The organism is Aeromonas sp. 102P, assembly GCF_051920345.1.
GTDB classification, from domain to species: domain Bacteria; phylum Pseudomonadota; class Gammaproteobacteria; order Enterobacterales; family Aeromonadaceae; genus Aeromonas; species Aeromonas veronii.
On sequence record NZ_JBQBCZ010000001.1, the window covers coordinates 1395457 to 1417149 of the forward strand.

Here is a 21693-nt window from a genome sequence, read left to right on the forward strand (position 1 = left end):
ATAGCGGCGCCAATAAAAAAGGCCACGCATTGCGTGGCCTTTTTTGCCGAGTGAGCAATTACCAACCTTTTACCAGGCCGCCTTTGAACAGCTCGAGACCTTTCTTGTAGACATCATCGGTCTGGAAAGCTTGTACGAACTGTTTGACCTTCTCGTCATCCTTGTTGTTGTCGCGGGCGACGATAAGGTTGACGTAGGGGGACTCTTTGTCCTCAACAAACAGGCCGTTCTCGGTCGGGGTCAGACCAATCTGACCGGCGAAGGTGTTGTTGATGATAGCCAGATCCACATCTTCCAGCGAACGGGGCAGCTGTGCTGCTTCCAGTTCCACAATCTTGAAGTTGCGCGGGTTGCTGGCGATATCCAACACGGTCGCTTCCAGACCGGCGCCATCCTTCAGGGTGATCAGACCCTGTTTGGCCAGCAGGATCAGCGAGCGACCCAGGTTGGTCGGATCGTTCGGTACCGCGATCTGGGCGCCATCTTGCAGCTCGCTCAGCGCCTTGATCTTCTTGGAGTAACCGGCGATCGGGTAGACGAAGGTGTTTCCAACCGGAACCAGCTTGAAGCCGCGATCACGCACCTGTGCATCCAGATAGGGTTTGTGCTGGAAGGCGTTGACGTCGATGCTGCCATCGTTCAGCGCCACGTTCGGGGTGACGTAGTCGGAGAAGTTGACCACCTCGACTGTCAGACCGTATTTCTCTTTAGCGACCTTGGCAGCCACTTCAACCAGTTCGGTCTCGGGGCCGGCAATAGCGCCCACTTTCAGAACCTTGCTCTCTTCTTTTTGACCGCAACCGGCCAGAACCAGACCAGCCAGCAGGGCTGCCGCAACGAATTTGATGCCAAATTTCATAAAACCTCCTGTCAGAAATCGACGATTAACGATGATCACATTTGTTGACCAGGCGCTCACCCGCGCTCTGGATAAGTTGAACCAGTACTACCAGGATAACCACGGTCACCAGCATGACGGTCGGGTCAAAGCGCTGATAACCATAACGAATACCCACATCCCCCAGACCACCGCCACCGATGGCCCCGGCCATGGCCGAGTAGTTCACCAGAGTGACGAGGGTAATGGTGACGCTGTTGAGGATGCCGGGCAGGGCCTCGGGCAGCAGCACCTTGGTGATGATTTGCAATGGCTTGGCGCCCATCGCCTTGGCCGCCTCCAGCAGGCCGTCCGGCACTTCCATCAGGGCCCCTTCCACCAGACGGGCGATGAAGGGGATGCAACCGACGGTCAGCGGCACGATGGCGGCGATGGTGCCGATACTGGTGCCGACAATCAGCCGGGTCAGCGGAATAATCGCGACCAGCAGGATGATAAAGGGCACCGAGCGACCCACGTTGACCACCATGCCCAGAGTACGGTTGAGCAAGGGGTTGGCCAGGATCTGGCCCGCCTTGGTCACATGCAGTGCCACGCCGAGCGGCAGACCCAGCAGGCAGCCGAACAGAGCGGAGGCAAACACCATGATCAGGGTGTCGCCCAGGGCCGTGATGAGCAGATTAATCATGGCTTCGGACATAACCCATTACCTCCAGCTGAATGTGGTTGTCGATAAGGAACTGCTGGGTCGCTTCGCACTGGGCTTCATCCCCGAACAGCTCGGCCAGCAGGAAACCGAATTTGACGCCTCCGGCGTATTCGATGTCTGCGCTCAGAATGCTGATGTCGATGTTGAAACGGCGGCTCGCCTCGGAGATCAGCGGCGTATCGACCGTGCTGCCGGTAAAGCCGAGCTTCACCAGCGGGTAGCTGCCCGGCACCCGCTCACTGCTCATCCGATCCTGATATTCCTGCGGTACCTCCAGATGGATGGTTGAGTGGATGAAGTCACGTGCCAGCTGGGTTTTGGCGTTGCTGAAGAACCAGGCCACTTCGCCCTGCTCGATCAGACGGCCGTCGCTGATGATGGCCACTTCGTCACAGATCCCCTTCACCACATCCATCTCGTGGGTGATGAGCAGGATGGTGAGCCCCAGCTTGACGTTGATCTCCTTGAGCAGGGTCAGGATCGAGCGGGTGGTCTGCGGGTCGAGAGCAGAGGTGGCCTCGTCACAGAGCAGTACCTTGGGGGCCGGTGCCAGTGCGCGGGCAATGGCGACGCGTTGTTTCTGACCGCCGGAAAGCTCGGACGGATAGGCCTGGGCACGGGCTTCCAGCCCGACCAGCGCCAGCAGCTCGGCAACCCGTTGCTGGATCTTCTCTTTGCTCCAGCCTGCCAGCTCCAGCGGAAAGGCTATGTTGGCAAACACGGTGCGGGAGGCAAGCAGGTTGAAGTGCTGGAAAATCATCCCGATCTGGCGGCGAGCCTGGGTCAGATCCCGTTCGCTCAGGGCGACCAGATCCTGGCCATCAACGATGACTTGACCCTCTGTCGGGCGCTCCAGCAGGTTGACACAACGAATGAGGGTACTCTTGCCGGCACCGGAGGCACCGATCACCCCGAAAATTTTGCCTTGGGGTACATGCAGACTCACATCACGCAGGGCGTGCACGGCGTCACTGCCTGTACCGTAGACTTTGTTGAGACCGATCAACTTAATCATGGATTCTTCCGTGCTAACAGCCTTAAAGCACAGGGCGCTACAGGCAGGGAAATTGGGCAGAGGTTCCACTGGGTTACTCTGTCATCATGGAGGATGATGCTAAGATGTCTGGATGGCCATGTCAACGCATGTTTTTACGTCTAGACGTCTAAAAAAGTGATAAGGATTTCTGTCAGGCGGATAACGATCAGGATGGTATTGTTGCTCTGCCAGATCCTGTTTCGTCCATACGGGATATGACCGAATTAAAGATGGTTTATATCGGGTATATGATGGTTTTATTAGTGTGCCAGCCCGTTTCTGTTCACATCTGCTGTCGAGCTTAATGCTCCTCCATCGTTACACAAATTGCTGCACAAAGCGTTCCCTATTCTCGACCGGATCACCTGACCGTCACTTTGTCGGCGTCAACCTTGATGCAGCGCAAGGGGGGCTCGGATAGGGATTGGGTCGGTGGCGCCGGTTTTTTATACTGATGTTGTCGACAAACATGGAGGGCAGTGCGATGAGATTCCAACAGATCAAAGAGTTGCTGCACTATCTTGAGCAGGTTCATCACCAGCTCGGACTCTGTTACGGGCGTTTGACCAGTCAGGTGGACAGCGAACGCAGCCGGATGTTGCTGGTCTATCTGCAAGGGCGTGAGGATGCGGCCAGTGCCCATCTGCACGAATATACCGCTCAGCTGGGAGATGCGGTCAGGGAGACCTGGCTGAACCAGAGTTTCAGCGAGGATATGCTGCCTGCCATTACCCGCTTCGAGCTGCCGGCATCAGTCCAGACTCAGGATATCGTCACTCAGGTATGCCGCTGGGAAGAGCAGCTGGTGGGCGAGCTGAGTCATCTGGCCCGGGAGTGCCCGACACCGGCCACCACCGCCTTGCTCGAGAATCTGGCCAGGCTGGAGCAGACCCGCCTGACCCGACTGGTGCACGGAGTGCACCGACTCGACGACATGTAGCGGGTGATAAGCGCCAAACTCGCAAGATGACGGCCAAACAAAAGGGCCCGGCAGCAGTGCCGGGCCCTTTCCATTGGTATCTGCTGACTTGCAGTGAGCGTCGGTTAGCCCTGCTGCTCGGCCGCGTAGAGGGCGGCCCCGATAATGCCCGCCTGATTGAGGCTGGCCGCCGGAATAAGCGGCGCCCGGGTCTCGATGCGATCGACAAACTTATCCAGCTTGGCTGCGCTGCCGCCCCCCAGAATGAAGAGGTCGGGGGAGAAGAGAAACTCGAGGCGCGCCAGATACTTGTTGAAACGCTTGCCCCAGCGGTTCCAGGAGAGATCTTCCCGTTTGCGCGCCGCATCGGAGCAGTAGTGCTCGGCGACCATTCCTTCCAGCATCAGATGGCCCAGCTCGGTGTTGGGCAGCAGATGGCCGTTGACGAAGATGGCGGTGCCGATGCCGGTGCCGACCGTGATGAGGATGATGACCCCCTTGCGATCCTTGCCGGCGCCAAAGCGCATCTCGGCCAGACCGGCGGCATCGGCATCATTCAGCACATAGCAGGGCTTGCCGGTGACATCGGCAAACAGATGCTCGGCATCGGTTTCGATCCAGCTCTTGTCGATATTGGCGGCACTCTTGGCAATCCCGTTGTGGATGGTGGCAGGAAAACCGCAGCCTACCGGCCCTTTCCAGTCAAAATGTTCAACCAGCGCCTTGAGGGTATGGGCGATGGCGGCCGGGGTGGCCGGTTGCGGTGTGGCAATGCGATGGCGCTCGCCAATCAATTCGCCGGTTTTGGTATCGACCAGACAGCCCTTGATCCCTGAGCCTCCAATATCCACTCCCAACATATGCATCTGTGTTGTCCTTGTTGTGTGCCGACCAGTTTGCAGTGACCACGCTGTTATGGGCACTGCAGGTCGGCAGAGCATGAAAAAAGTGCTGCAATCCGGCAAGGGGCAGATCACTTATGCGTGATCCGACAGACCTTTTTCGATGCAGCGGATCAGCAAACGGGTCTTCTTGTTCTCTTCATCCTGACGCCGGGCAAGGGTGGTCAGCGCCCATTCGATATGTTCGGCCACCATGGGCTCGGCGGTGGTCAGCCCCAGTTGCAGGGCCGCGATCACCTCGGGGGTCGCCGGGCCATTGCCAAGGGCGACTGCCAGATTGCGGCGCCAGCGTTGATAGCCGATGCGGCGGATCGGGCTCCCTTCGGTTTGTTTGAGGAAATCGCTCTCGCTCCAGCACCACAGCGCCAGCAGGGGCGGGCGGTGCAGGCTGGGGCGGGGGCTAAAATCGGGTTCCGGGCTGGCATCTGCGTAGCGATTCCAGGGGCAGATAAGCTGGCAGTCGTCGCAGCCGTAGATGCGGTTGCCCATCAAGGGCCTGAACTCTTCCGGAATAGGGCCGTCATTCTCGATGGTGAGATAGGAGATGCAGCGGCGGCCATCTACCACATAGGGGGCGACAATGGCGCCGGTCGGGCAGATGTTGATGCAGGCGACACACTTGCCGCACTGCTCCTTCTCCACTGGCTGGTCGAGCGGCAGCGGCAGGTTGAGCAACAGCTCACCGAGAAAGAAGAAGGAGCCGGCCGATTCGTTGAGCAGCAGTGAGTGTTTGCCAACCCAGCCTAGGCCCGCCTTGGCTGCCAGTGGCCGCTCGAGGATGGGGGCGGAGTCGACGAAGGGGCGCCACTCACCCAAGGTCTCTTCAGTGCCTTGAAACAGCTCGGCGCAGCGCGCTTCAATGCGATCACCCAGCTGTTTGAGCCGGTTGCGCAGCACCTTGTGGTAGTCACGGCCGAGGGCATAGCGGCTGATATAGCCGAGGGTCGGATCGCGCAGGGTGGCAGCAAAGCCCGCCTCGAACGGCAGGTAGTTCATCCGCACCGACAACACCCGCACCGTGCCCGGCAGCAGCTCGTGGGGGCGCGCCCGCATCATGCCGTGGCGCGCCATGTAATCCATGCTGCCGTGATAGCCCGCATCCAGCCAGGCCTGCAATCTCGGCTCTTCGATACGCAGGTCGGTGTCGGTGATGCCCGCCTGGTCAAATCCTAGCTCCCGTGCCCAGAGCTTGATATCGTGGGCCAGCTGGTGGAAGTCAGGAGCGCTCATGCGGCTTGGCCTGGCTGGCGTTTGCTGGCGTGGGTCGATTGATAAGAGGCGGGAGCCGTCATGGTAGAGATCATCAGGGGCGCGTTGGGCACAAAAGAGGGGGGCAGTTTACCACAGGGGCTGTGGCAGACTGAACAGATCCGCACACTGGAGCGCAACTGGGCCGCGCGAGAGGGGCAACCTCTCTATGCCCTGATGGAGCGAGCCGGTGCCGCGCTGCGCACCTATGCCACCCTGCATTGGTCCGACAGTCGCTGCTGGTGGATTTTCGTCGGCCCCGGTAATAACGGCGGTGATGGCTATGTGCTGGCCCGCCTTGCCCGCCAGATTGGCATCGAGGTGGTGGTGATTGCCGCCAGAGCACCCGACCAGCTGAAGGGGGATGCCAGACGGGCCGCCGATGAGTGGCTGGCGGCCGGTGGCCGGGTCTGGCTGGCCGAGCAGTTTGATGGGGACCAGCACTCCGCCCCGGATCTGGTGGTCGATGCCCTGCTTGGCACCGGCGTCAACACGCCCCTCTCGCCACTACTGACAAAGATCGTCGCAACAATCAATGGCTTGGCTGTGCCCGTGCTGGCGGTGGATCTCCCCTCCGGCCTCAACGGCGATACCGGCCGTGCCATGGGGGCCGTGGTGCAGGCCACTCGCACCCTCACCTTTATCGGTATCAAGCAGGGGGTGCTCACCGGCGACGGGGTGGATTGCGTCGGTCGGCTCGACTGTGATCCCCTTGGCGTCACGCCTGATGACACTATGCTGCCCGCCGCCTGGCGTATCGATTATCCACTGCTCCGCGCGCAGTTGACCCCACGCCCGCGCGCTTCCCACAAGGGCTCTTATGGCAAGGTGCTGCTGGTGGGGGGCAATCGCGGCATGCAGGGGGCCATCGTGCTGGCGGCCCGTGCCTGCCTGCGGACGGGGGCCGGGCTGGTGCGGGTGTGTCAGCATCCGGAACATCCGCCGGTCAGCCTCTATCAACCCGAACTGATGAGCCTCACTACCGCTGATGACGAGGGGTGGGCGTCGGTGCGGGTCATTGGCCCCGGGCTCGGTCAGGATGAGTGGGGAAGCGCGCAAATCGCCCGTTATCTCACCGACCGGCTGCCACTGGTTTTGGACGCCGATGGATTGAATTGGCTGGCGCAATCTCCCCGCCATCAGGATAATTGGGTGCTCACGCCCCATCCCGGTGAAGCTGCGCGCCTGCTGGGATGCACCATTGCCGAGATTGAAACCGATCGGTTTGCCGCCGTGCAGGCGCTGCAGCGGCGCTATGGCGGTGTGGTGTTGTTAAAAGGGGCGGGAACACTTATTTATGACGGCGAGCGGGTTGCTCTCTGTTGTGAAGGCAATCCCGGTATGGCAAGTGGCGGGATGGGCGATCTGTTATCTGGTATAATCGCCGCCCTTTTGGCCCAGGGCTGGTCTGCCACCATGGCAAGCTGGCTGGGCGCCGTGATCCACGGCGAGGCTGCAGATCAGGCCGCCGCTGACGGCGAGCGGGGCATGCTGGCGTCAGACTTGCTGCCGCTGATCCGCAAATTGGTTAATCCCGACACCATTACAAGTTAAAAAGAAGAACATGGCAAAACAGTTGATGATGACACTGCCGGACGAGGCAGCAACCGTGGCACTGGGTGGCCGTCTGGCACAGGCCTGCCAGCAGGCGACCACAGTGTTTTTGCATGGCACGCTTGGCGCCGGTAAAACCACCCTGACCCGCGGCTGGGTGCAGGGCCTTGGCCATCAGGGCAAGGTAAAAAGCCCGACTTACACCCTGGTCGAGCCCTATGAGCTCGATGGCTGGCAGGTCTACCATTTCGATCTCTATCGCCTGGCAGATCCGGAAGAGCTGGAATTCATGGGCATTCGGGACTATTTTGCCGCCAACACACTCTGTCTGGTGGAGTGGTCCGAGAAGGGCGAGGGCTGGTTACCGGCTCCCGACCTGGAAATTACCCTCACTTATGTAGGCGAGCAGCGCGAGGTTCTGATAGAGGCTCGCACTGCTATTGGCGAAGCCATTCTGGAACGGTTGTCATCTACGTGCGCTTGATCCTTGTTATTGCTCTCTCTTTGATGGCGTTACCCTCCTGGGCGAATCAGCTCAAGAGCGTACGAATCTGGCCATCACCGGATAACACCCGGGTGGTGCTCGATATGAGCAGCGCCCCCAACTTCAACTATTTCACCCTCACCGGCCCGGATCGGCTGGTGATCGATCTGAAAGGGGCGAGCAACGCCGCCAATCTGGCGCGGATCGAGAACAACAGCGAACTGGTGCGCAAGATCCGCCAGAGCACTCCGCTGGAGAAGGGCGGTCTGCGGCTGGTGATGGATCTCAGCTCCGCCATCAAGCCGGTGGTCTTTCCGTTGGCGCCAGCCGGGCCCTATGGCCACCGTCTGGTCATCGATCTGCCTTATGAAGAGAAGCGCTCGGCGGCAGCGGTGCAAGCCACGCCTGTCGGTGGCAAGGGCAAGGGAGTGGTGATTGCCATCGACCCGGGCCACGGCGGGGAAGACCCGGGCTCCATCGGCCCGCGCCGTACCTACGAGAAACGGGTGACGCTGGCGGTCTCCCAGAAGCTGGCGGCACTGATCGACCGCGAGCCGGGGATGCGTGCCGTGATGACCCGTCGTGGCGACTATTTCGTCGACCTCAACAAGCGCTCCGAGATTGCCCGCAAGGCCAAGGCGGATCTGCTGGTGTCGGTCCATGCGGACAGCTTCCACAACTCCACGCCCCGTGGTGCCTCGGTCTGGGTGTTGTCGACCAACCGTGCCAACCGCGAGATGGGCAGCTGGCTGGAGAAGCAGGAGAAGCAGGGCGAGCTGCTGGGCGGTGTCGGCAAGGTGTTGGCGGAATCCGATCCCAATCCCTATCTGGCGCAGACCTTCCTCGACCTATCCATGGACAAGTCCCGTGCCGAAGGGTACGACGTCAGCCGCCAGATCCTGCGCTCCATGGGCAAGGTCGCCCGACTGCACAAGAAGGCGCCGGAGCATGCCAGTCTGGCGGTGCTGAAAGCGCCGGATATTCCCTCGGTGCTGGTTGAAACCGGCTTTATCTCCAACCATGCGGAGGAGAAGCTGCTGGCTACCGCCAGCTATCAGGAGCAGCTGGCCCGCGCCATCTTCGAGGGGATCCGCAACTACTACCGCGCCCACCCGACCAAGGGGGCCATGCTGACCGGCAAGGGGCAGGTGAGCCAACCTGTCGCTACTCGCCCTGCACCGGTAGCCCGGCAGCCGGTGAACCAGCCCAGGCAGGCACAGTCGCAGCCGGTAGTGACCAACAAGATGCCCGCCACCGCCCGCGACGGCGGTGCTGGGAGCGGCTCTGGCGCCGGGGTGATCAAGCCTTACTCGGCTGCAGCGCAAGAGAGCGGTGCACCGGTCAGCAGTGTGGGGGACTATGACAAATCGCGGATGCTCCGCCATGTGGTCAAACGGGGTGAGAGCCTCTCCCGCCTTGCCGAGAAGCATGGAGTGAGTCAGTCCACTCTGGTGGAGATCAACCAGCTGCGCAGCCGGGATATTCAGATTGGTCAGACTATCTATATCCCCCTGCAGGGGCAGAGCCGCAGTGCCGCCCCTGTTCGCAGTGACGACAAGTCGCAGATGATCCGCCATGTGGTCAAGCGGGGCGAGAGCCTCTCCCGCCTTGCCGAGAAGCATGGGGTGAGTCAGGCACGGCTGGTGGAGATCAACAAGCTCAAGTCGCGGAATATCCAGGTAGGGCAGGTGCTCTACATTCCGCAAAACTGATGCGCGGGAGCGGGTGATGCCGCTCCCGCTGTTAGCTAATGCCATCAGCAAGATTGAAATTCAGGAGCCAGCGATGCCGATCCGTATATTACCCCCGATTCTGGCCAACCAGATTCCGGTTGGTGGAGAGGTGGTAGAATGGCCCTCCTGGAGCCTTAAGAGATTGACCATCCGCAAGATAGAAATTCAGGAGTAAATGATGCCGATCCGTATTTTGCCACCCATTCTGGCCAACCAGATTGCAGCCGGAGAGGTGGTGGAGCGGCCCTCTTCTGTGGTGAAAGAGCTGGTGGAGAACAGCCTGGATGCGGGGGCCGACCGGGTCGAGATCGACATCGACAAGGGGGGCGCCAAGCTGATCCGCATCCGTGACAACGGCTGCGGTGTCGCCAAAGATGAGCTGGTACTGGCGCTGTCGCGTCATGCCACCTCCAAGGTGGCCACGCTGGATGATCTGGAAGGGATCAACAGCCTCGGTTTTCGCGGTGAAGCGCTCGCCTCCATCAGCTCGGTCTCCCGTCTCACCTTCACCTCCCGTACTGCAGATCAGTCCGAAGCCTGGCAAGCCCAGGCGGAAGGGCGCGAAATGAGCGTCACCATCAAGCCGGCGGCCCATCCGGTGGGCACCACGGTGGAGGTGGTGGATCTCTTCTTCAATACCCCGGCGCGGCGCAAGTTCATGCGCAGCGAAAAGACCGAGTTTGCCCACATCGACGAGCTGGTGCGCCGCATCGCGCTCTCCCGCTTCGATGCCACCCTGATCCTGCGCCACAATGGCAAGGTGGTGCGCCAGTACAAGGCCGCCAATAGCGTGCCGGAGCAGGAGCGACGTCTCGCCGCCGTTTGCGGCACTCCCTTCATGCACCATGCGCTGGCGGTGGAGAGCGAGCATAGCGACGTGCGTCTGTGGGGCTGGCTGGCGACTCCGGAGGGGGCAAGACCGCAAAACGATCTGCAATACACCTATGTCAACGGCCGGATGATGCGCGACAAGCTCATCAACCACGCCATTCGTCAGGCCTATGACGAGTTGTTGCCTCCCGACCGCTTCGCCGCCTATGTACTCTATATCGAGCTGGATCCCCGTCAGGTGGATGTCAACGTCCACCCGGCCAAGCATGAGGTGCGCTTCCATCAGGCGCGGCTCATCCACGACTTTATCTTTCAGGCGCTGTTTACTGCGCTCCGCCGCGAAGGGGTCAGCGCCGTTCATCAGGACGCGCCGCTGGCCGAAACCCTGGTCGAGTTGCCGGTCAGTCCGCAGATCGAATATCCCGGTCAGGCGCCACGCCCGGAGTGGTACGGTGCCGAGCACAGCTACCGGGCACCTGCACAGGTGCGGGAGGGGGGCGGTGGGGCTGGCCGAGCCAGCAATTATCAACCACCTGAGCCGCCGAGTCGGGAGGCGATGCGCGGCATGGGCGCTCTGCTCACTACGCTGCCTATCGCAACTGCGACTGAGGCAGCTCCCGCACATTCCACCGACACGGTGCCGTCACCCAAACAGGGGGGATGTCGCGCCCTGACACTGGTGGAGCAGGCCTACCTGTTGATCGAGCGGGATAATCAGCTGGCGCTGCTCTCGCTGGTGCGCGCCGAGCGGGTGCTGCTACGCCACTGGCTGCTGGAGACCTGGGGCCAGGGACTGGCGGCCCAGCCACTGTTGCTGCCGGTCTCCTTCAAATTGCCGAAGAATTTGATCGCACTGGTGACCGAGCAGGAACGTTTGCTGAAACGGATGGGGCTGGAGTTGAAAAGCGGGGGGCGCGACACCATGATCCTGACTCGGGTGCCGGCTCTGCTGCGCCAGACCGATCTGGTGCGTCTGTTACCCGAATTGCTGCAAATTATCGAGGGCGGATCTGACAGTGATGTTGGTCAGCAGGCTGAAGTATTATGCCAATGGCTGGTGGAGCAGGGGATAAGCCGCGAGAAGATATACGATTTTTCAACTGCCAGTCGTCTGCTGACGGAACTTGTGACCGATTTCAGTGACCAACTGGCAGACATTCGCATGGTCCGCCCCCTTTCGCTGGCTGCTGTGCTTGAGGAGTTTGAACATGGCGAGTGACTTGCCGACCGCAATTTTTCTGATGGGGCCGACGGCCTCCGGCAAGACGGATCTCGCCATTGAACTGTGCCAGGCACTGCCTTGCGACATCATCAGCGTCGATTCTGCGCTGATCTATCGCGGCATGGATATCGGTACGGCCAAGCCGACTGCCGATGAGCTGGCGCGGGCCCCGCACCGGCTGATCGATATTCTTGATCCTGCTGTGAGCTATTCGGCGGCCGATTTTTGCAGGGATGCCCTGCGGGAGATGAAAGAGATCGCCGATCGCGGCCGCATTCCGCTGCTGGTAGGCGGCACCATGCTCTATTTCAAGGCGTTGCTGGAGGGATTGTCCCCGCTGCCCTCCGCCGATCCCGCCATTCGTGCCGGGATTGAGGAAGAGGCTGCCCGCCTCGGTTGGCAGGCGCTGCACGACGAGCTGGTGCGCATTGACCCGGTGGCCGGGGCGCGAATTCACCCCAATGACCCGCAGCGGCTCAGCCGGGCGCTGGAGGTCTACCGTATCAGCGGCAAGACCCTTACCGAGCTGACGCAGGTGCAGGGGGAGGGGCTGCCCTATCGGGTGCAGCAGTTTGCCATTGCGCCGAGCGATCGCGCCGTGCTGCATCAGCGGATCGAACAGCGTTTTGACAAGATGCTGCAGGGGGATTTCGAGCAGGAGGTACGGGCTTTGATGGCTCGTGGCGATCTGACTCCGGATCTCCCCTCTATTCGCTGTGTAGGTTATCGCCAAATGTGGGACTACCTGTGCGGTGAAGTGGGGTATGATGAGATGCGTTATCGTGGCATTGTTGCCACACGCCAATTGGCAAAACGACAGATGACCTGGTTGCGCGGCTGGCCCGACGTGACCTGGTTGGAATCTGGTGAGTCTGGCAATCTCGACCGCGTGCTTGCTCGCGCTGGTGCGGCTTGACACTCCCTGTATAATCAGGTTGTTATATTGATATTCGGTGTTTAAAAACAACAAACTATAAGGAAAAGAAAAATGGCTAAGGGGCAATCTCTCCAAGACCCGTTTTTGAATGCGCTGCGCCGTGAGCGGATTCCTGTTTCTATCTATTTGGTGAACGGCATCAAACTGCAAGGTCAGATCGAGTCTTTTGACCAGTTTGTTATCCTGCTGAAAAACACCGTGAGCCAGATGGTTTACAAGCACGCCATCTCGACTGTCGTACCGGCCCGTGCCGTCAATCATCACCAGCCCACTCCGGGTGGCGCGGCTGATGAACAGGGTGATGCCGAGGCGTGATATCCCTGGGCGAGTCGACTCGCCAACTCAGATTCATCATGATTCCTGTTAAGGAGCAAGCGCTTGTTTGACCGTTATGAAGCTGGCGAACAGGCCGTTCTGGTGCATGTCAACTTCAGTGATGAGGGTGAGCGGGAGGATCTGGAAGAGCTCAAGATGTTGGTGAGCTCGGCCGGAGTCAATGCGCTGGGGGTAATTACCACCAGTCGCAGTGCGCCCAGTGCCAAATTTTTTGTCGGCAGTGGCAAGGCTGAAGAGATCGCGTCCCAAGTCCAGATGCTGGATGCCGACGTCGTCATCTTCAACCATGCCCTGACCCCTGCCCAGGAGCGCAACCTGGAGCGTCTGTTCCAGTGCCGGGTGGTGGATCGAACCGGCCTGATCCTCGATATCTTTGCCCAGCGCGCCCGAACCCACGAAGGTAAACTGCAGGTCGAACTGGCCCAGTTGCGCCATCTTTCCACTCGTCTGGTGCGAGGCTGGACCCACCTTGAGCGTCAAAAGGGCGGGATCGGTCTGCGTGGCCCGGGTGAAACCCAGCTTGAAACTGACCGACGTCTGCTGCGGGAACGCATCAAGGCGATTTTGCGTCGGCTCGACAAGGTGGCCAAGCAGCGGGAGCAGGGACGCCGTGCCCGCAACCGCAACGAAGTGCCGACGGTGTCACTGGTTGGTTATACCAACGCCGGAAAGTCCACTTTGTTCAACCAACTTACAGCTGCCAGCGTGTATGCTGCCGACCAATTGTTCGCAACTCTGGATCCCACCCTGCGTAAACTGGTGATCCGGGATGTGGGTGATGTGATTTTGGCGGATACAGTTGGATTTATTCGACACTTGCCCCATGATCTGGTCGCGGCCTTCAAGGCGACCCTGCAGGAGACCCGTGAAGCGGATCTGCTGCTGCATGTGGTGGACTGTGCCGATGAGCAGATGCAGGAGAATATCGACTCCGTGCAGCAGGTGTTGGCCGAGATCGAAGCCGATGACAGGCCCCAGCTGATGATCTGCAACAAGATCGACAAGCTGGCGGATCGTCCGGCAGGTCTGGAGCGAGATGACGAGGGGCGCCCGTTGCGCGTCTGGTTGTCGGCCCAGAGTGGTGAAGGTTGTGAGCATCTGTTTACGGCGCTGACCGAATTGCTGGCTGGCTCCATGGTGCATCACACCCTGCAGTTGCCTCCTTCTGCCGCGAGATTGCGCAGTGCGCTCTATCAGCTGAAAGGGATTGAGCAGGAAGGTTTTAGCGAGGAGGGTGATTTCGTGCTGGAAGTCCGCTTGCAAGTGGCCGACTGGAACCGCCTCGTGAAACAGGAAGGTGAGAGTTTACAACGCTTTATCAGGCATTGATTCGTTGATGAAGATGAACCCTTAGGGGCTTCTCAACGTATGATGGCCCGATAGAGATGATATCCATCCGCATGTATTAATGGAGACGCTGATGGCTTGGAATGAGCCTGGTAACAACGGCAAAGACCGTGACCCTTGGGGGAATAACGGCAAGAATCAGGGACCCCCTGATCTGGATGAAATGCTGCGCAAAGTGAGTCGCCGTTTCGGTGGCTTGTTTGGTGGCGGCAAATCTGGCGGCGATGTAGGTCGCTTTGGTATCTCCATCGCGCTGGTTGTGGCTGTGGTGGTGTGGGTCGTCAGCGGCTTCTACACCATTCGCGAAGCGGAGCGTGGTGCCGTGCTGCGGTTTGGCAAGTTTTCCCATATTGTCGAGCCGGGCCTGCGCTGGAAGCCGACCTTTATCGATCAGGTGATCCCGGTGGACGTCGAGTCCGTGCGCTCCCTGCCTGCCTCCGGTTTCATGCTGACTCAGGATGAGAACGTGGTACGGGTCGAGATGGACGTGCAGTACCGTGTGGTCAATCCCGAGCAGTATCTGTTCAGCGTGACCAATGCCGACGAGAGTCTGGGTCAGGCCACCGATAGCGCCCTGCGCTATGTAGTGGGTCATACCCGGATGGATGACGTCCTGACTACCGGTCGTGAGAAGGTGCGTCAGGAGACCTGGCAGGTGATCGATGGCATCATCGAGCCTTACCAGATGGGTCTGCAGATTGTCGACGTCAACTTCCTGCCGGCGCGTCCGCCGGAAGAGGTGAAAGACGCCTTTGATGACGCCATCTCCGCTCAGGAAGATGAACAGCGCTTCATTCGTGAAGCAGAAGCCTATGCCCGTGAAGTGGAGCCCAAGGCCCGTGGTCAGGTGAAGCGTCTGGAGCAGGAAGCGGAAGCTTACAAGTCCCAGATCGTGTTGAAAGCCCAGGGTGAAGTTGCTCGCTTCAACGAGCTGCTGCCCCAGTATCTGGCTGCCCCCGAGCTGACCCGTGAGCGTATCTATCTGGAAACCATGGAAGAGCTCTATCAGCAGGCCAACAAGGTGGTGGTCGACATGCCGGCTGGCAACAACAGCATGATCTACCTGCCGCTCGACAAGCTGTCCGGCAAGCCGAAGGCTGCCCAGTCTGATCGTGCCACTGTCGCCCCGGTCACAGAGCAGGTCCCCGTTTCCAACGAGGGTGCCAACTCTACCCCGACAATGCCGCTGCGTAGCGGTGACCGCTTCAGCTCAGGGAGAAACTGATAGATGAAAAAGCTAGCTATTGGTGCAATCGCTGTCGCGGCCATGGTCTGCTTCTCCTCTGTCTTTATCGTTGATGAAGGTCAGAAGGGGATTGTGGTGCAGTTTGGCAAGGTGAAGCGGGTTGACTCCGGTGAACCCCGCCTCTATGAGCCGGGCCTGCATTTCAAGGTGCCGCTCATCGACCAGGTTCGCAAGATGGATGCCCGCATCCAGACCATTGACAGCCAGGCCGACCGTTTTGTCACCTCCGAGAAGAAAGACCTGATCATCGACTCCTACGTGAAGTGGAAGATCGAGGACTTCTCCAAGTACTACCTGGCAACCGGTGGTGGCAACAAGCTGCAGGCTGAAGATCTGCTCAAGCGCAAGATCAACAACGGTCTGCGTTCCGAGATCGGTAACCGCACCATCAAGGACATCGTCTCCGGTGAGCGCAGTACCGTGATGGAAGATGCCCTGAAGAAGATGGCGCGCTCCTCCGAGCTCGGCATCAAGGTGGTGGATGTGCGGATCAAGCAGATCAACCTGCCGGTGGAAGTCTCCAACTCCATCTACCAGCGGATGCGCGCCGAGCGTACCGCTGTGGCTCGTGAGCACCGCTCTCAGGGTCGCGAGAAGGCTGAAATCCTGCGTGCCGATATCGACCGCAAGGTGACCGTCATGATCGCCGACGCCGAGAGTAACGCTCGCCAACTGCGTGGTGAAGGGGATGCGGAAGCCGCCAAGATCTATGCCGACAGCTACAAGAAAGACCCCGAGTTTTTCAGCTTCGTGCGTAGCATGGAGGCCTATCGCAAGAGCTTTGCCGGTGGCAACGACCTGATGGTGCTCAAGCCGGACAGCGAGTTCTTCCGTTACCTCAAGTCTCCTCACGGCACCAAGCAGTAATCGCCACGAGGTCACATTCAAAGGGTCTGCATTGTCAGACCCTTTTGTTTTTGGTGCCAATGCCAGCCGTTGACCCGAGGGGCTGGTTGCATTGAAGGAGATCGGATGCTGACATCCATGCTGATGGGGTTGGGATTGCTGTTGTTGTTCGAGGGGCTCGGCCCGCTGTTGATACCAAGGGCATGGCAGCAGATGTTACGGCTGCTGAGCGATCAGCCACCGGAGCAGTTGCGCCGTATCGGCGGCTCGCTAGTGGTTGCGGGTAGCGTGATCCTCTGGATGCTCAGTCGCTGAGTCTGGCGCAATGTACTGTCCAGCAGATAGCAGACAATAAAAAAGAGGCCGAAGGCCTCTTTTTTCATGCATGTCGTTTACTCAGGCACTGCGCTGCACGGCCATGTGGGCCAGTGTTTCCAGCGCCTGTTTGTGCTGGGTGTCAGGCAGGATAGCGAGGGCGGCAATGGCCTTGTCGGCCTCTTCCCTGGCACGCATGCGGGAGTACTCCAGCGCGCCGGTACGATCGAGAATGCTGAGGATCTGCTCAAGATGCTCCATGCCGTTGCGGTGCTCGATGGCATCGCGCACCAGCTGGCGCTCTTCCGGCGTGCCCACTTCCATGGCGCGCAGCAGCGGCAGGGTCGGTTTGCCTTCGGCCAGATCGTCGCCGACGTTCTTGCCCATCTCTTCGCTCTGGGAGCAGTAGTCCATCACGTCATCAATGATCTGGAACGCGGTGCCCAGATACTTGCCGTAATCGGTCATGGCCTGCTCGACGGGCTCGGGCTGATGGGTCAGCACGGCTGCAAGGCGAGTGGCGGCCTCGAACAGCTTGGCGGTCTTGCAGTAGATGACCGTCATGTAGCTCTCTTCGGTGGTATCCGGGTCGTTGCAGTTCATCAGCTGCAACACTTCCCCTTCGGCGATGGTGTTGGTGGCATCCGAGAGGATCTCCATCACCCGCAGGTTGGAGAGTTCGGCCATCATCTGGAAGGAGCGGCTATAGAGGTAGTCACCGACCAGCACGCTGGCGGCATTGCCAAACATGGCGTTGGCGGTCTCCCTGCCACGGCGCAGGTCGGATTCGTCGACCACGTCGTCATGCAGCAGGGTAGAGGTGTGAATGAATTCGATGATGGCGGCCAGTTTCAGGTGATCCTCACCCTCATAGCCCAGCGCACGCGCAGCCATCACGGTCAGCATTGGGCGCATCCGTTTCCCGCCGGCGCTGACAATGTAGAAACCCAGCTGATTAATCAGACTAACGTCGGACTGGAGTCGGGCCAGGATCAGTTCATTGACCGCCGTCATGTCGGCGGCACAGAGCGCACGGATAGTCTGTTGGTCCATAAGTCTCGTAACGTGACAGCAGCAATAACTGCGATTTTAGTAATGGCAGGGATTCTACACGATTTCACAATGGGTTACAGTTAGGCGTTTATCCACGGCGGCAGATATGCGCACAAAATAAACTTTTTGCTAAATTGGCCTTGCCTGAGCAGATCGATTTGCGTAGAATGCCCGCCCATTGTTATAGGTTTTTGCGCATGTCTAGCCTTGAGCAAAAGACATGCCTTTACGGAGTTAATCAAATGTACGCGGTATTCCAAAGCGGCGGAAAACAACACCGTGTGGCCGAAGGTCAAATCGTTCGTCTGGAAAAGCTGAACGTTGAGACTGGCGCTACCATCGACTTCAACGAAGTTCTGATGGTTGCTGCAGGCGACACTTTTAAAGTAGGTGCTCCTTTCGTTGAAGGTGGCAAGGTTGTAGCTGAAGTTGTGGCTCACGGCCGTGGCGAGAAAGTGACTATCGTCAAGTTCCGTCGTCGTAAGCACCATCGTAAGCAAGCGGGCCACCGTCAGTGGTTCACTGAAGTCAAAATCACTGGCATCAGCGCTTAATTAGAGGAGTCCGATAAATGGCACACAAAAAAGCTGGCGGTTCATCCCGCAACGGTCGCGATTCTGAAGCTAAACGCCTGGGCGTGAAGCGTTTCGGCGGCGAAACAGTTCTGGCTGGCAGCATCATCGTTCGTCAACGTGGTACCAAGTTCCATGCTGGCACCAACGTTGGTCTGGGCAAGGATCACACCCTGTTCGCAACCGCGACTGGTAAAATCCTGTTCGAAGTTAAAGGTCCGCTGAATCGTAAGTACGTTAGCATCGTTGCTGAGTAATTACGGACCGCAAGGATCCGAAGCCCCGCCAACAGGCGGGGCTTTTGTTTTTCTGACGTCTTTCTGATGTCGTTGACGAAAAAACGGAACGCAGCTGACTTTGGCTCTGACGGGCATGATTGGCAAGATGCGTATCGCCCGCAGGGGTCTGTACCACTATAATTGCGTATCGGTTTTTCGAATTAAGGTGACGGTTACCTATGAAGTTTGTTGATGAAGTCCAGATTCGAGTCGATGCCGGTGACGGTGGTAACGGTTGTGTAAGCTTTCGCCGTGAAAAATATATTCCCAACGGTGGTCCGGACGGCGGTGACGGCGGTGATGGTGGCGACGTATATCTGATCGCCGACGAGAACCTCAATACCCTGATCGACTACCGCTTCGAGCGTTTCCATGCTGCCGAGCGCGGTGAGAATGGCCAGAGCGCCAACTGTACCGGTCGCCGCGGCAAGGACAAGATCCTGCGTGTGCCGGTCGGTACCCGAGCGACCGATGAAGATACCGGTGAACTGCTGGGGGATCTGACCCACCACGAGCAGAAACTGCTGGTTGCCAAAGGTGGTTTCCACGGTCTGGGCAACACCCGCTTCAAGAGCTCCGTCAACCGTGCTCCCCGCCAGAAGAGTAACGGTACTCCGGGTGAAGTGCGTACCCTGAAGCTGGAGCTGCTGCTGCTGGCCGATGTCGGCATGCTGGGTCTGCCCAACGCAGGCAAGTCTACCTTTATTCGCGCCGTGTCTGCGGCTCGCCCGAAAGTAGCTGATTACCCCTTCACTACCCTGGTACCGAACCTGGGTGTGGTGCGTGGCGAGAACTCCCGCTCCTTCGTGATCGCCGATATCCCGGGTCTGATCGAAGGCGCTGCCGAAGGTGCAGGTCTGGGTATCCGCTTCCTGAAACACCTCGAGCGTTGCCGCGTGCTGATCCACCTGGTGGATATCTGTCCGGTTGATGGCTCCGATCCTGCTGAAAATGCCGTGACCATCGTCAAGGAGCTGGAGAAGTACAGCCCGGAACTGGCTGGCAAGCCGCGCTGGTTGGTGTTTAACAAGATGGACCTGATCCTGGAAGAAGAAGCCCAGGAGGTGATGGATCGCGTCAAGGCGGCCCTGAACCACGAAGGTCCGGTCTATGCTATCACTGCCATCAGCAAGGAAGGCACCAAGAAGGTCTGCTACGACATTCTGGATCTGCTGGACACCATGCCCCGTCAGCTGGCGGAAGATGCCAAAGACGCCATTGAGAAGGTGGAGTTCAAGTGGGACGACTACCACAAGAACCAGTTGGCCAAGGCTGAAGCGGAAGCACTGGCTGCCTCTCTTGCCTTCGATGAAGGGCTTGATGATGACGATTGGGATGACGACGAAGATGATGGCGTTGAAGTCATCTACGTCCGTGACTGATCCCCGTCACTCTCATTGAAAACCGGAGCCTGAACAGGCTCCGGTTTTTTTATGTCTATCGAGCAGCAACTCATTAGGTATATTTGTGATGTCACTTATTGCCTGCTACTGATAACCGATTATACTGCCCACCAAAATTAACAATAACGAAACAATCATCTGGCGATGTCGATTGAATCGATATGCGCCGCTGTATCTTATTGTTTTAATGGAAGGTTTACCTGTGGAAATATTTATGCGCAGATTTCTGCCTTAAGGGCTTGTTTGTGCATTTTTTTAGAGTATTCTTGCGCCCGTTTTGCCGGTTAATGCATGAATACGCAGGTTGGCCGAGCTAGGGAAAAGTAACATTAGGGCAGTCATATCATGTTGGAAAAGAGTCTCGAAGCACCTGCGGTCAATACTCGCCGTAATTTGTTGATGTTTCTGGTTCCGTCACTTATCGGGATCCTGCTGTTCATGACGCCGGTCGTCTATGACGGTAACGTCACCATCCCGGTGGCCGTGCTGGCCAAGCTGGTACAGCGCGTTTTTGCCGATTATCTGGTCGCCATGGTCAGTGCGGTGATCACCACCACCATGCTGATGACGGTGATTGCCTGGCTGTTCAAGCCAGCGATTCTGGTGCGTCGTCCTTTCCTCAACAGTTTGTTCAATGTCTCCCCTTTCTGGGCCTGCGTGCGGGTATTGGGCGGTATCTTCGTGCTGCTGACCTTCTTCCAGGTGGGGCCAGAGGTGCTTTACTCCGGCGCAACCGGTGGACTGGTGCTCAACGATCTGCTGCCGGTGCTGTTTTCGGTCTTCATTTTTGCCGGCCTGTTGCTGCCGTTGCTGCTCGATTTCGGGCTGCTGGAATTTGTCGGCACCATGATGACCCGCATCATGCGTCCTGTCTTCCGGTTGCCGGGCCGTTCGGCTGTGGACTGCTTTGCCTCCTGGCTCGGCGATGGCAGCGTCGGTATCCTGCTGACCAGCAAGCAGTACGAAGGGAAGTTCTATACCCAGCGTGAAGCCGCGGTGATTGGCACCACCTTCTCTGCGGTCTCCATCACCTTCTGTCTGGTGGTGATCTCCCAGGTGAAGCTGGAGCACATGTTTGTCCCCTTTTACCTGACCGTCTGTCTGGCGGGCGTGGTTGCGGCCATCGTGGTGCCGCGTCTGCCACCGCTCTGCTGGAAGAAGGACATCTATGCCGATGGCACCCCCCTGTGCCGCAAGCAGGAAGCTGTGCCGCACCAACACAGCGTGATGAGCTATGGTTTCGAGCGTGCCCTGACCAAGGCTGACAGCATGACTGATCTCGGCGCCGTCGCGCGGGAAGGGGTGAAGAATGCACTGGATATGGTGTTTGGCGTGCTGCCGGTGGTAATGGCGATCGGTACCTGTGCCCTGATGCTGGCCGAACATACCCCTATCTTCAACTGGCTTGGTGCTCCGTTTGTCCCCTTGCTGGAGCTGCTGCAACTGCCGGAGGCGGAAGCGGCTTCCAAGACCATCATGGTCGGTTTTGCCGACATGTTCATTCCGGCGGTGCTGGCCTCGACCATCGAGAGCGACATGACCCGCTTCGTGATTGCCGCCATGTCGGTAACCCAGCTGATCTATATGTCGGAAGTGGGCGCCCTGCTGCTGGGCAGCAAGATCCCGGTCAAGTTGTGGGAGCTGTTCGTTATCTTCCTGCTGCGCACTCTGGTTACCTTGCCGGTTATTGCCGGGGTGGCACACCTGCTGTTCTAAGGGCGCAGCGCAGTGAAAAACGGTCAACCTCGGTTGACCGTTTTTTTATGGCTTTTCCTCTTTTCTCCGGGCTTGATGGATTACGCGGGTTATTCGCAAAACGTCCTGCCTTGCAAGGTGTGGGTCATTCGCCGTGGGCTGAGTGTGGGTAACAAGAGAGAAGGGCCT

Annotated in this window: 22 protein-coding genes; 16 read left to right on the forward strand and 6 right to left on the reverse strand. The window is 58.8% G+C overall.

The annotated features are described in order from the left end of the window. Positions 1 to 58: 58 nt before the first annotated feature. Genes metQ through metN form a run of 3 tightly spaced genes read right to left on the reverse strand, consistent with a single transcriptional unit; the run spans position 59 to position 2562 of the window. Positions 59 to 859 carry a methionine ABC transporter substrate-binding lipoprotein MetQ gene (gene metQ, locus ACTG1K_RS06690; RefSeq protein ID WP_103250447.1) on the reverse strand — a complete coding sequence of 267 codons (801 nt, stop codon included), beginning with the start codon at positions 857 to 859 and terminating at the stop codon, positions 59 to 61. 25 nt (positions 860 to 884) lie between these two features. Then, positions 885 to 1538 carry a methionine ABC transporter permease gene (locus ACTG1K_RS06695; RefSeq protein WP_005339070.1) on the reverse strand — a complete coding sequence of 218 codons (654 nt, stop codon included), beginning with the start codon at positions 1536 to 1538 and terminating at the stop codon, positions 885 to 887. Next, positions 1519 to 2562, reverse strand: a complete 1044-nt coding sequence (metN, locus tag ACTG1K_RS06700) for a methionine ABC transporter ATP-binding protein MetN (protein ID WP_005339067.1) — start codon at positions 2560 to 2562, stop codon at positions 1519 to 1521. Before metN ends, ACTG1K_RS06695 begins: the two co-directional genes overlap by 20 nt. Positions 2563 to 3067: 505 nt before the next feature. Between metN and ACTG1K_RS06705 the strand changes: the two genes are divergently transcribed. Next, entirely contained in the window at positions 3068 to 3523 is a 456-nt protein-coding gene (locus ACTG1K_RS06705; protein WP_144713716.1) for a hypothetical protein, read from the forward strand. 104 nt (positions 3524 to 3627) lie between these two features. Here the strand turns inward: ACTG1K_RS06705 and ppgK are convergent, their stop codons facing one another. Together ppgK and queG are read right to left on the reverse strand one after the other, a co-directional pair. Beyond that, positions 3628 to 4368, reverse strand: a complete 741-nt coding sequence (gene ppgK / locus ACTG1K_RS06710) for a polyphosphate--glucose phosphotransferase (protein ID WP_005349265.1) — start codon at positions 4366 to 4368, stop codon at positions 3628 to 3630. 111 nt (positions 4369 to 4479) lie between these two features. Further along, positions 4480 to 5634, reverse strand: coding sequence for a tRNA epoxyqueuosine(34) reductase QueG (queG, locus tag ACTG1K_RS06715; protein WP_047436159.1), 1155 nt, complete (start codon positions 5632 to 5634; stop codon positions 4480 to 4482). 60 nt (positions 5635 to 5694) lie between these two features. Here queG and ACTG1K_RS06720 point away from each other — a divergent pair, with 60 nt between their 5' ends. From ACTG1K_RS06720 to ACTG1K_RS06770, 11 genes are all read left to right on the forward strand, one after another. Beyond that, positions 5695 to 7206 (forward strand): NAD(P)H-hydrate dehydratase, encoded by a 1512-nt coding sequence (locus ACTG1K_RS06720; protein WP_103250446.1) that lies wholly within the window; start codon positions 5695 to 5697, stop codon positions 7204 to 7206. A 10-nt stretch (positions 7207 to 7216) separates the two neighbouring features. Then, on the forward strand, positions 7217 to 7690 hold the full coding sequence (tsaE, locus tag ACTG1K_RS06725; protein WP_005339056.1) for a tRNA (adenosine(37)-N6)-threonylcarbamoyltransferase complex ATPase subunit type 1 TsaE: 474 nt from the start codon (positions 7217 to 7219) through the stop codon (positions 7688 to 7690). A gap of 23 nt (positions 7691 to 7713) precedes the next feature. Beyond that, positions 7714 to 9402, forward strand: a complete 1689-nt coding sequence (locus ACTG1K_RS06730; RefSeq protein WP_252656847.1) for an N-acetylmuramoyl-L-alanine amidase — start codon at positions 7714 to 7716, stop codon at positions 9400 to 9402. 16 nt (positions 9403 to 9418) lie between these two features. Next, the gene (locus tag ACTG1K_RS06735; protein WP_440004984.1) at positions 9419 to 9598 is read left to right on the forward strand and encodes a hypothetical protein; all 180 of its coding nucleotides are present in this window, start codon (positions 9419 to 9421) and stop codon (positions 9596 to 9598) included. 3 nt (positions 9599 to 9601) lie between these two features. Then, complete coding sequence (mutL, locus tag ACTG1K_RS06740; protein WP_440004985.1) at positions 9602 to 11473, forward strand: DNA mismatch repair endonuclease MutL; 1872 nt, start codon at positions 9602 to 9604, stop codon at positions 11471 to 11473. Further along, the gene (gene miaA / locus ACTG1K_RS06745; protein ID WP_440004986.1) at positions 11463 to 12392 is read left to right on the forward strand and encodes a tRNA (adenosine(37)-N6)-dimethylallyltransferase MiaA; all 930 of its coding nucleotides are present in this window, start codon (positions 11463 to 11465) and stop codon (positions 12390 to 12392) included. The genes mutL and miaA overlap by 11 nt, the downstream gene beginning before the upstream one ends. Positions 12393 to 12464: 72 nt before the next feature. Next, positions 12465 to 12728: an RNA chaperone Hfq gene (hfq, locus tag ACTG1K_RS06750; RefSeq protein ID WP_005339045.1), complete on the forward strand. Its 264-nt coding sequence runs from the start codon at positions 12465 to 12467 to the stop codon at positions 12726 to 12728. 63 nt (positions 12729 to 12791) lie between these two features. Continuing rightward, positions 12792 to 14078, forward strand: a complete 1287-nt coding sequence (hflX, locus tag ACTG1K_RS06755) for a ribosome rescue GTPase HflX (protein ID WP_440004987.1) — start codon at positions 12792 to 12794, stop codon at positions 14076 to 14078. A gap of 91 nt (positions 14079 to 14169) precedes the next feature. Beyond that, positions 14170 to 15321 (forward strand): FtsH protease activity modulator HflK, encoded by a 1152-nt coding sequence (hflK, locus tag ACTG1K_RS06760; RefSeq protein WP_005339041.1) that lies wholly within the window; start codon positions 14170 to 14172, stop codon positions 15319 to 15321. 3 nt (positions 15322 to 15324) lie between these two features. Further along, positions 15325 to 16209 (forward strand): protease modulator HflC, encoded by an 885-nt coding sequence (gene hflC, locus ACTG1K_RS06765; RefSeq protein ID WP_005339038.1) that lies wholly within the window; start codon positions 15325 to 15327, stop codon positions 16207 to 16209. A gap of 105 nt (positions 16210 to 16314) precedes the next feature. Then, a complete protein-coding gene (locus tag ACTG1K_RS06770) occupies positions 16315 to 16503 on the forward strand; it encodes a DUF2065 family protein (protein ID WP_005349283.1) in 189 nt (62 codons plus the stop codon). Between the two features lie 81 nt (positions 16504 to 16584). Here the strand turns inward: ACTG1K_RS06770 and ispB are convergent, their stop codons facing one another. After that, positions 16585 to 17556: an octaprenyl diphosphate synthase gene (gene ispB, locus ACTG1K_RS06775; protein ID WP_219264851.1), complete on the reverse strand. Its 972-nt coding sequence runs from the start codon at positions 17554 to 17556 to the stop codon at positions 16585 to 16587. Positions 17557 to 17798: 242 nt separating this feature from the next. Here ispB and rplU point away from each other — a divergent pair, with 242 nt between their 5' ends. From rplU to ACTG1K_RS06795, 4 genes are all read left to right on the forward strand, one after another. Then, entirely contained in the window at positions 17799 to 18110 is a 312-nt protein-coding gene (rplU, locus tag ACTG1K_RS06780) for a 50S ribosomal protein L21 (protein ID WP_005304210.1), read from the forward strand. A 17-nt stretch (positions 18111 to 18127) separates the two neighbouring features. Further along, entirely contained in the window at positions 18128 to 18385 is a 258-nt protein-coding gene (gene rpmA / locus ACTG1K_RS06785) for a 50S ribosomal protein L27 (protein WP_005339028.1), read from the forward strand. A 200-nt stretch (positions 18386 to 18585) separates the two neighbouring features. Next, a complete protein-coding gene (gene cgtA / locus ACTG1K_RS06790; protein WP_005339026.1) occupies positions 18586 to 19788 on the forward strand; it encodes an Obg family GTPase CgtA in 1203 nt (400 codons plus the stop codon). Between the two features lie 366 nt (positions 19789 to 20154). Beyond that, a complete protein-coding gene (locus ACTG1K_RS06795; RefSeq protein WP_005339025.1) occupies positions 20155 to 21525 on the forward strand; it encodes a YjiH family protein in 1371 nt (456 codons plus the stop codon). Positions 21526 to 21693 lie beyond the last annotated feature (168 nt).

What these genes read in the sequence shown, in the direction of transcription:
- cgtA (WP_005339026.1), top strand. Translation starts at nt 18,586, where the DNA reads ATGAAGTTTGTTGATGAAGTCCAGATTCGAGTCGATGCCGGTGACGGT.
- miaA (WP_440004986.1), top strand. Translation starts at nt 11,463, where the DNA reads ATGGCGAGTGACTTGCCGACCGCAATTTTTCTGATGGGGCCGACGGCC.
- mutL (WP_440004985.1), top strand. Translation starts at nt 9,602, where the DNA reads ATGCCGATCCGTATTTTGCCACCCATTCTGGCCAACCAGATTGCAGCC.
- queG (WP_047436159.1), bottom strand. Translation starts at nt 5,634, where the DNA reads ATGAGCGCTCCTGACTTCCACCAGCTGGCCCACGATATCAAGCTCTGG.
- ACTG1K_RS06720 (WP_103250446.1), top strand. Translation starts at nt 5,695, where the DNA reads ATGGTAGAGATCATCAGGGGCGCGTTGGGCACAAAAGAGGGGGGCAGT.
- hflC (WP_005339038.1), top strand. Translation starts at nt 15,325, where the DNA reads ATGAAAAAGCTAGCTATTGGTGCAATCGCTGTCGCGGCCATGGTCTGC.
- ppgK (WP_005349265.1), bottom strand. Translation starts at nt 4,368, where the DNA reads ATGCATATGTTGGGAGTGGATATTGGAGGCTCAGGGATCAAGGGCTGT.
- metN (WP_005339067.1), bottom strand. Translation starts at nt 2,562, where the DNA reads ATGATTAAGTTGATCGGTCTCAACAAAGTCTACGGTACAGGCAGTGAC.
- metQ (WP_103250447.1), bottom strand. Translation starts at nt 859, where the DNA reads ATGAAATTTGGCATCAAATTCGTTGCGGCAGCCCTGCTGGCTGGTCTG.
- rpmA (WP_005339028.1), top strand. Translation starts at nt 18,128, where the DNA reads ATGGCACACAAAAAAGCTGGCGGTTCATCCCGCAACGGTCGCGATTCT.
- ACTG1K_RS06695 (WP_005339070.1), bottom strand. Translation starts at nt 1,538, where the DNA reads ATGTCCGAAGCCATGATTAATCTGCTCATCACGGCCCTGGGCGACACC.
- rplU (WP_005304210.1), top strand. Translation starts at nt 17,799, where the DNA reads ATGTACGCGGTATTCCAAAGCGGCGGAAAACAACACCGTGTGGCCGAA.
- hflK (WP_005339041.1), top strand. Translation starts at nt 14,170, where the DNA reads ATGGCTTGGAATGAGCCTGGTAACAACGGCAAAGACCGTGACCCTTGG.
- ACTG1K_RS06730 (WP_252656847.1), top strand. Translation starts at nt 7,714, where the DNA reads ATGGCGTTACCCTCCTGGGCGAATCAGCTCAAGAGCGTACGAATCTGG.
- ACTG1K_RS06735 (WP_440004984.1), top strand. Translation starts at nt 9,419, where the DNA reads ATGCCGCTCCCGCTGTTAGCTAATGCCATCAGCAAGATTGAAATTCAG.
- ispB (WP_219264851.1), bottom strand. Translation starts at nt 17,556, where the DNA reads ATGGACCAACAGACTATCCGTGCGCTCTGTGCCGCCGACATGACGGCG.
- ACTG1K_RS06795 (WP_005339025.1), top strand. Translation starts at nt 20,155, where the DNA reads ATGTTGGAAAAGAGTCTCGAAGCACCTGCGGTCAATACTCGCCGTAAT.
- ACTG1K_RS06705 (WP_144713716.1), top strand. Translation starts at nt 3,068, where the DNA reads ATGAGATTCCAACAGATCAAAGAGTTGCTGCACTATCTTGAGCAGGTT.
- ACTG1K_RS06770 (WP_005349283.1), top strand. Translation starts at nt 16,315, where the DNA reads ATGCTGACATCCATGCTGATGGGGTTGGGATTGCTGTTGTTGTTCGAG.
- hfq (WP_005339045.1), top strand. Translation starts at nt 12,465, where the DNA reads ATGGCTAAGGGGCAATCTCTCCAAGACCCGTTTTTGAATGCGCTGCGC.
- tsaE (WP_005339056.1), top strand. Translation starts at nt 7,217, where the DNA reads ATGGCAAAACAGTTGATGATGACACTGCCGGACGAGGCAGCAACCGTG.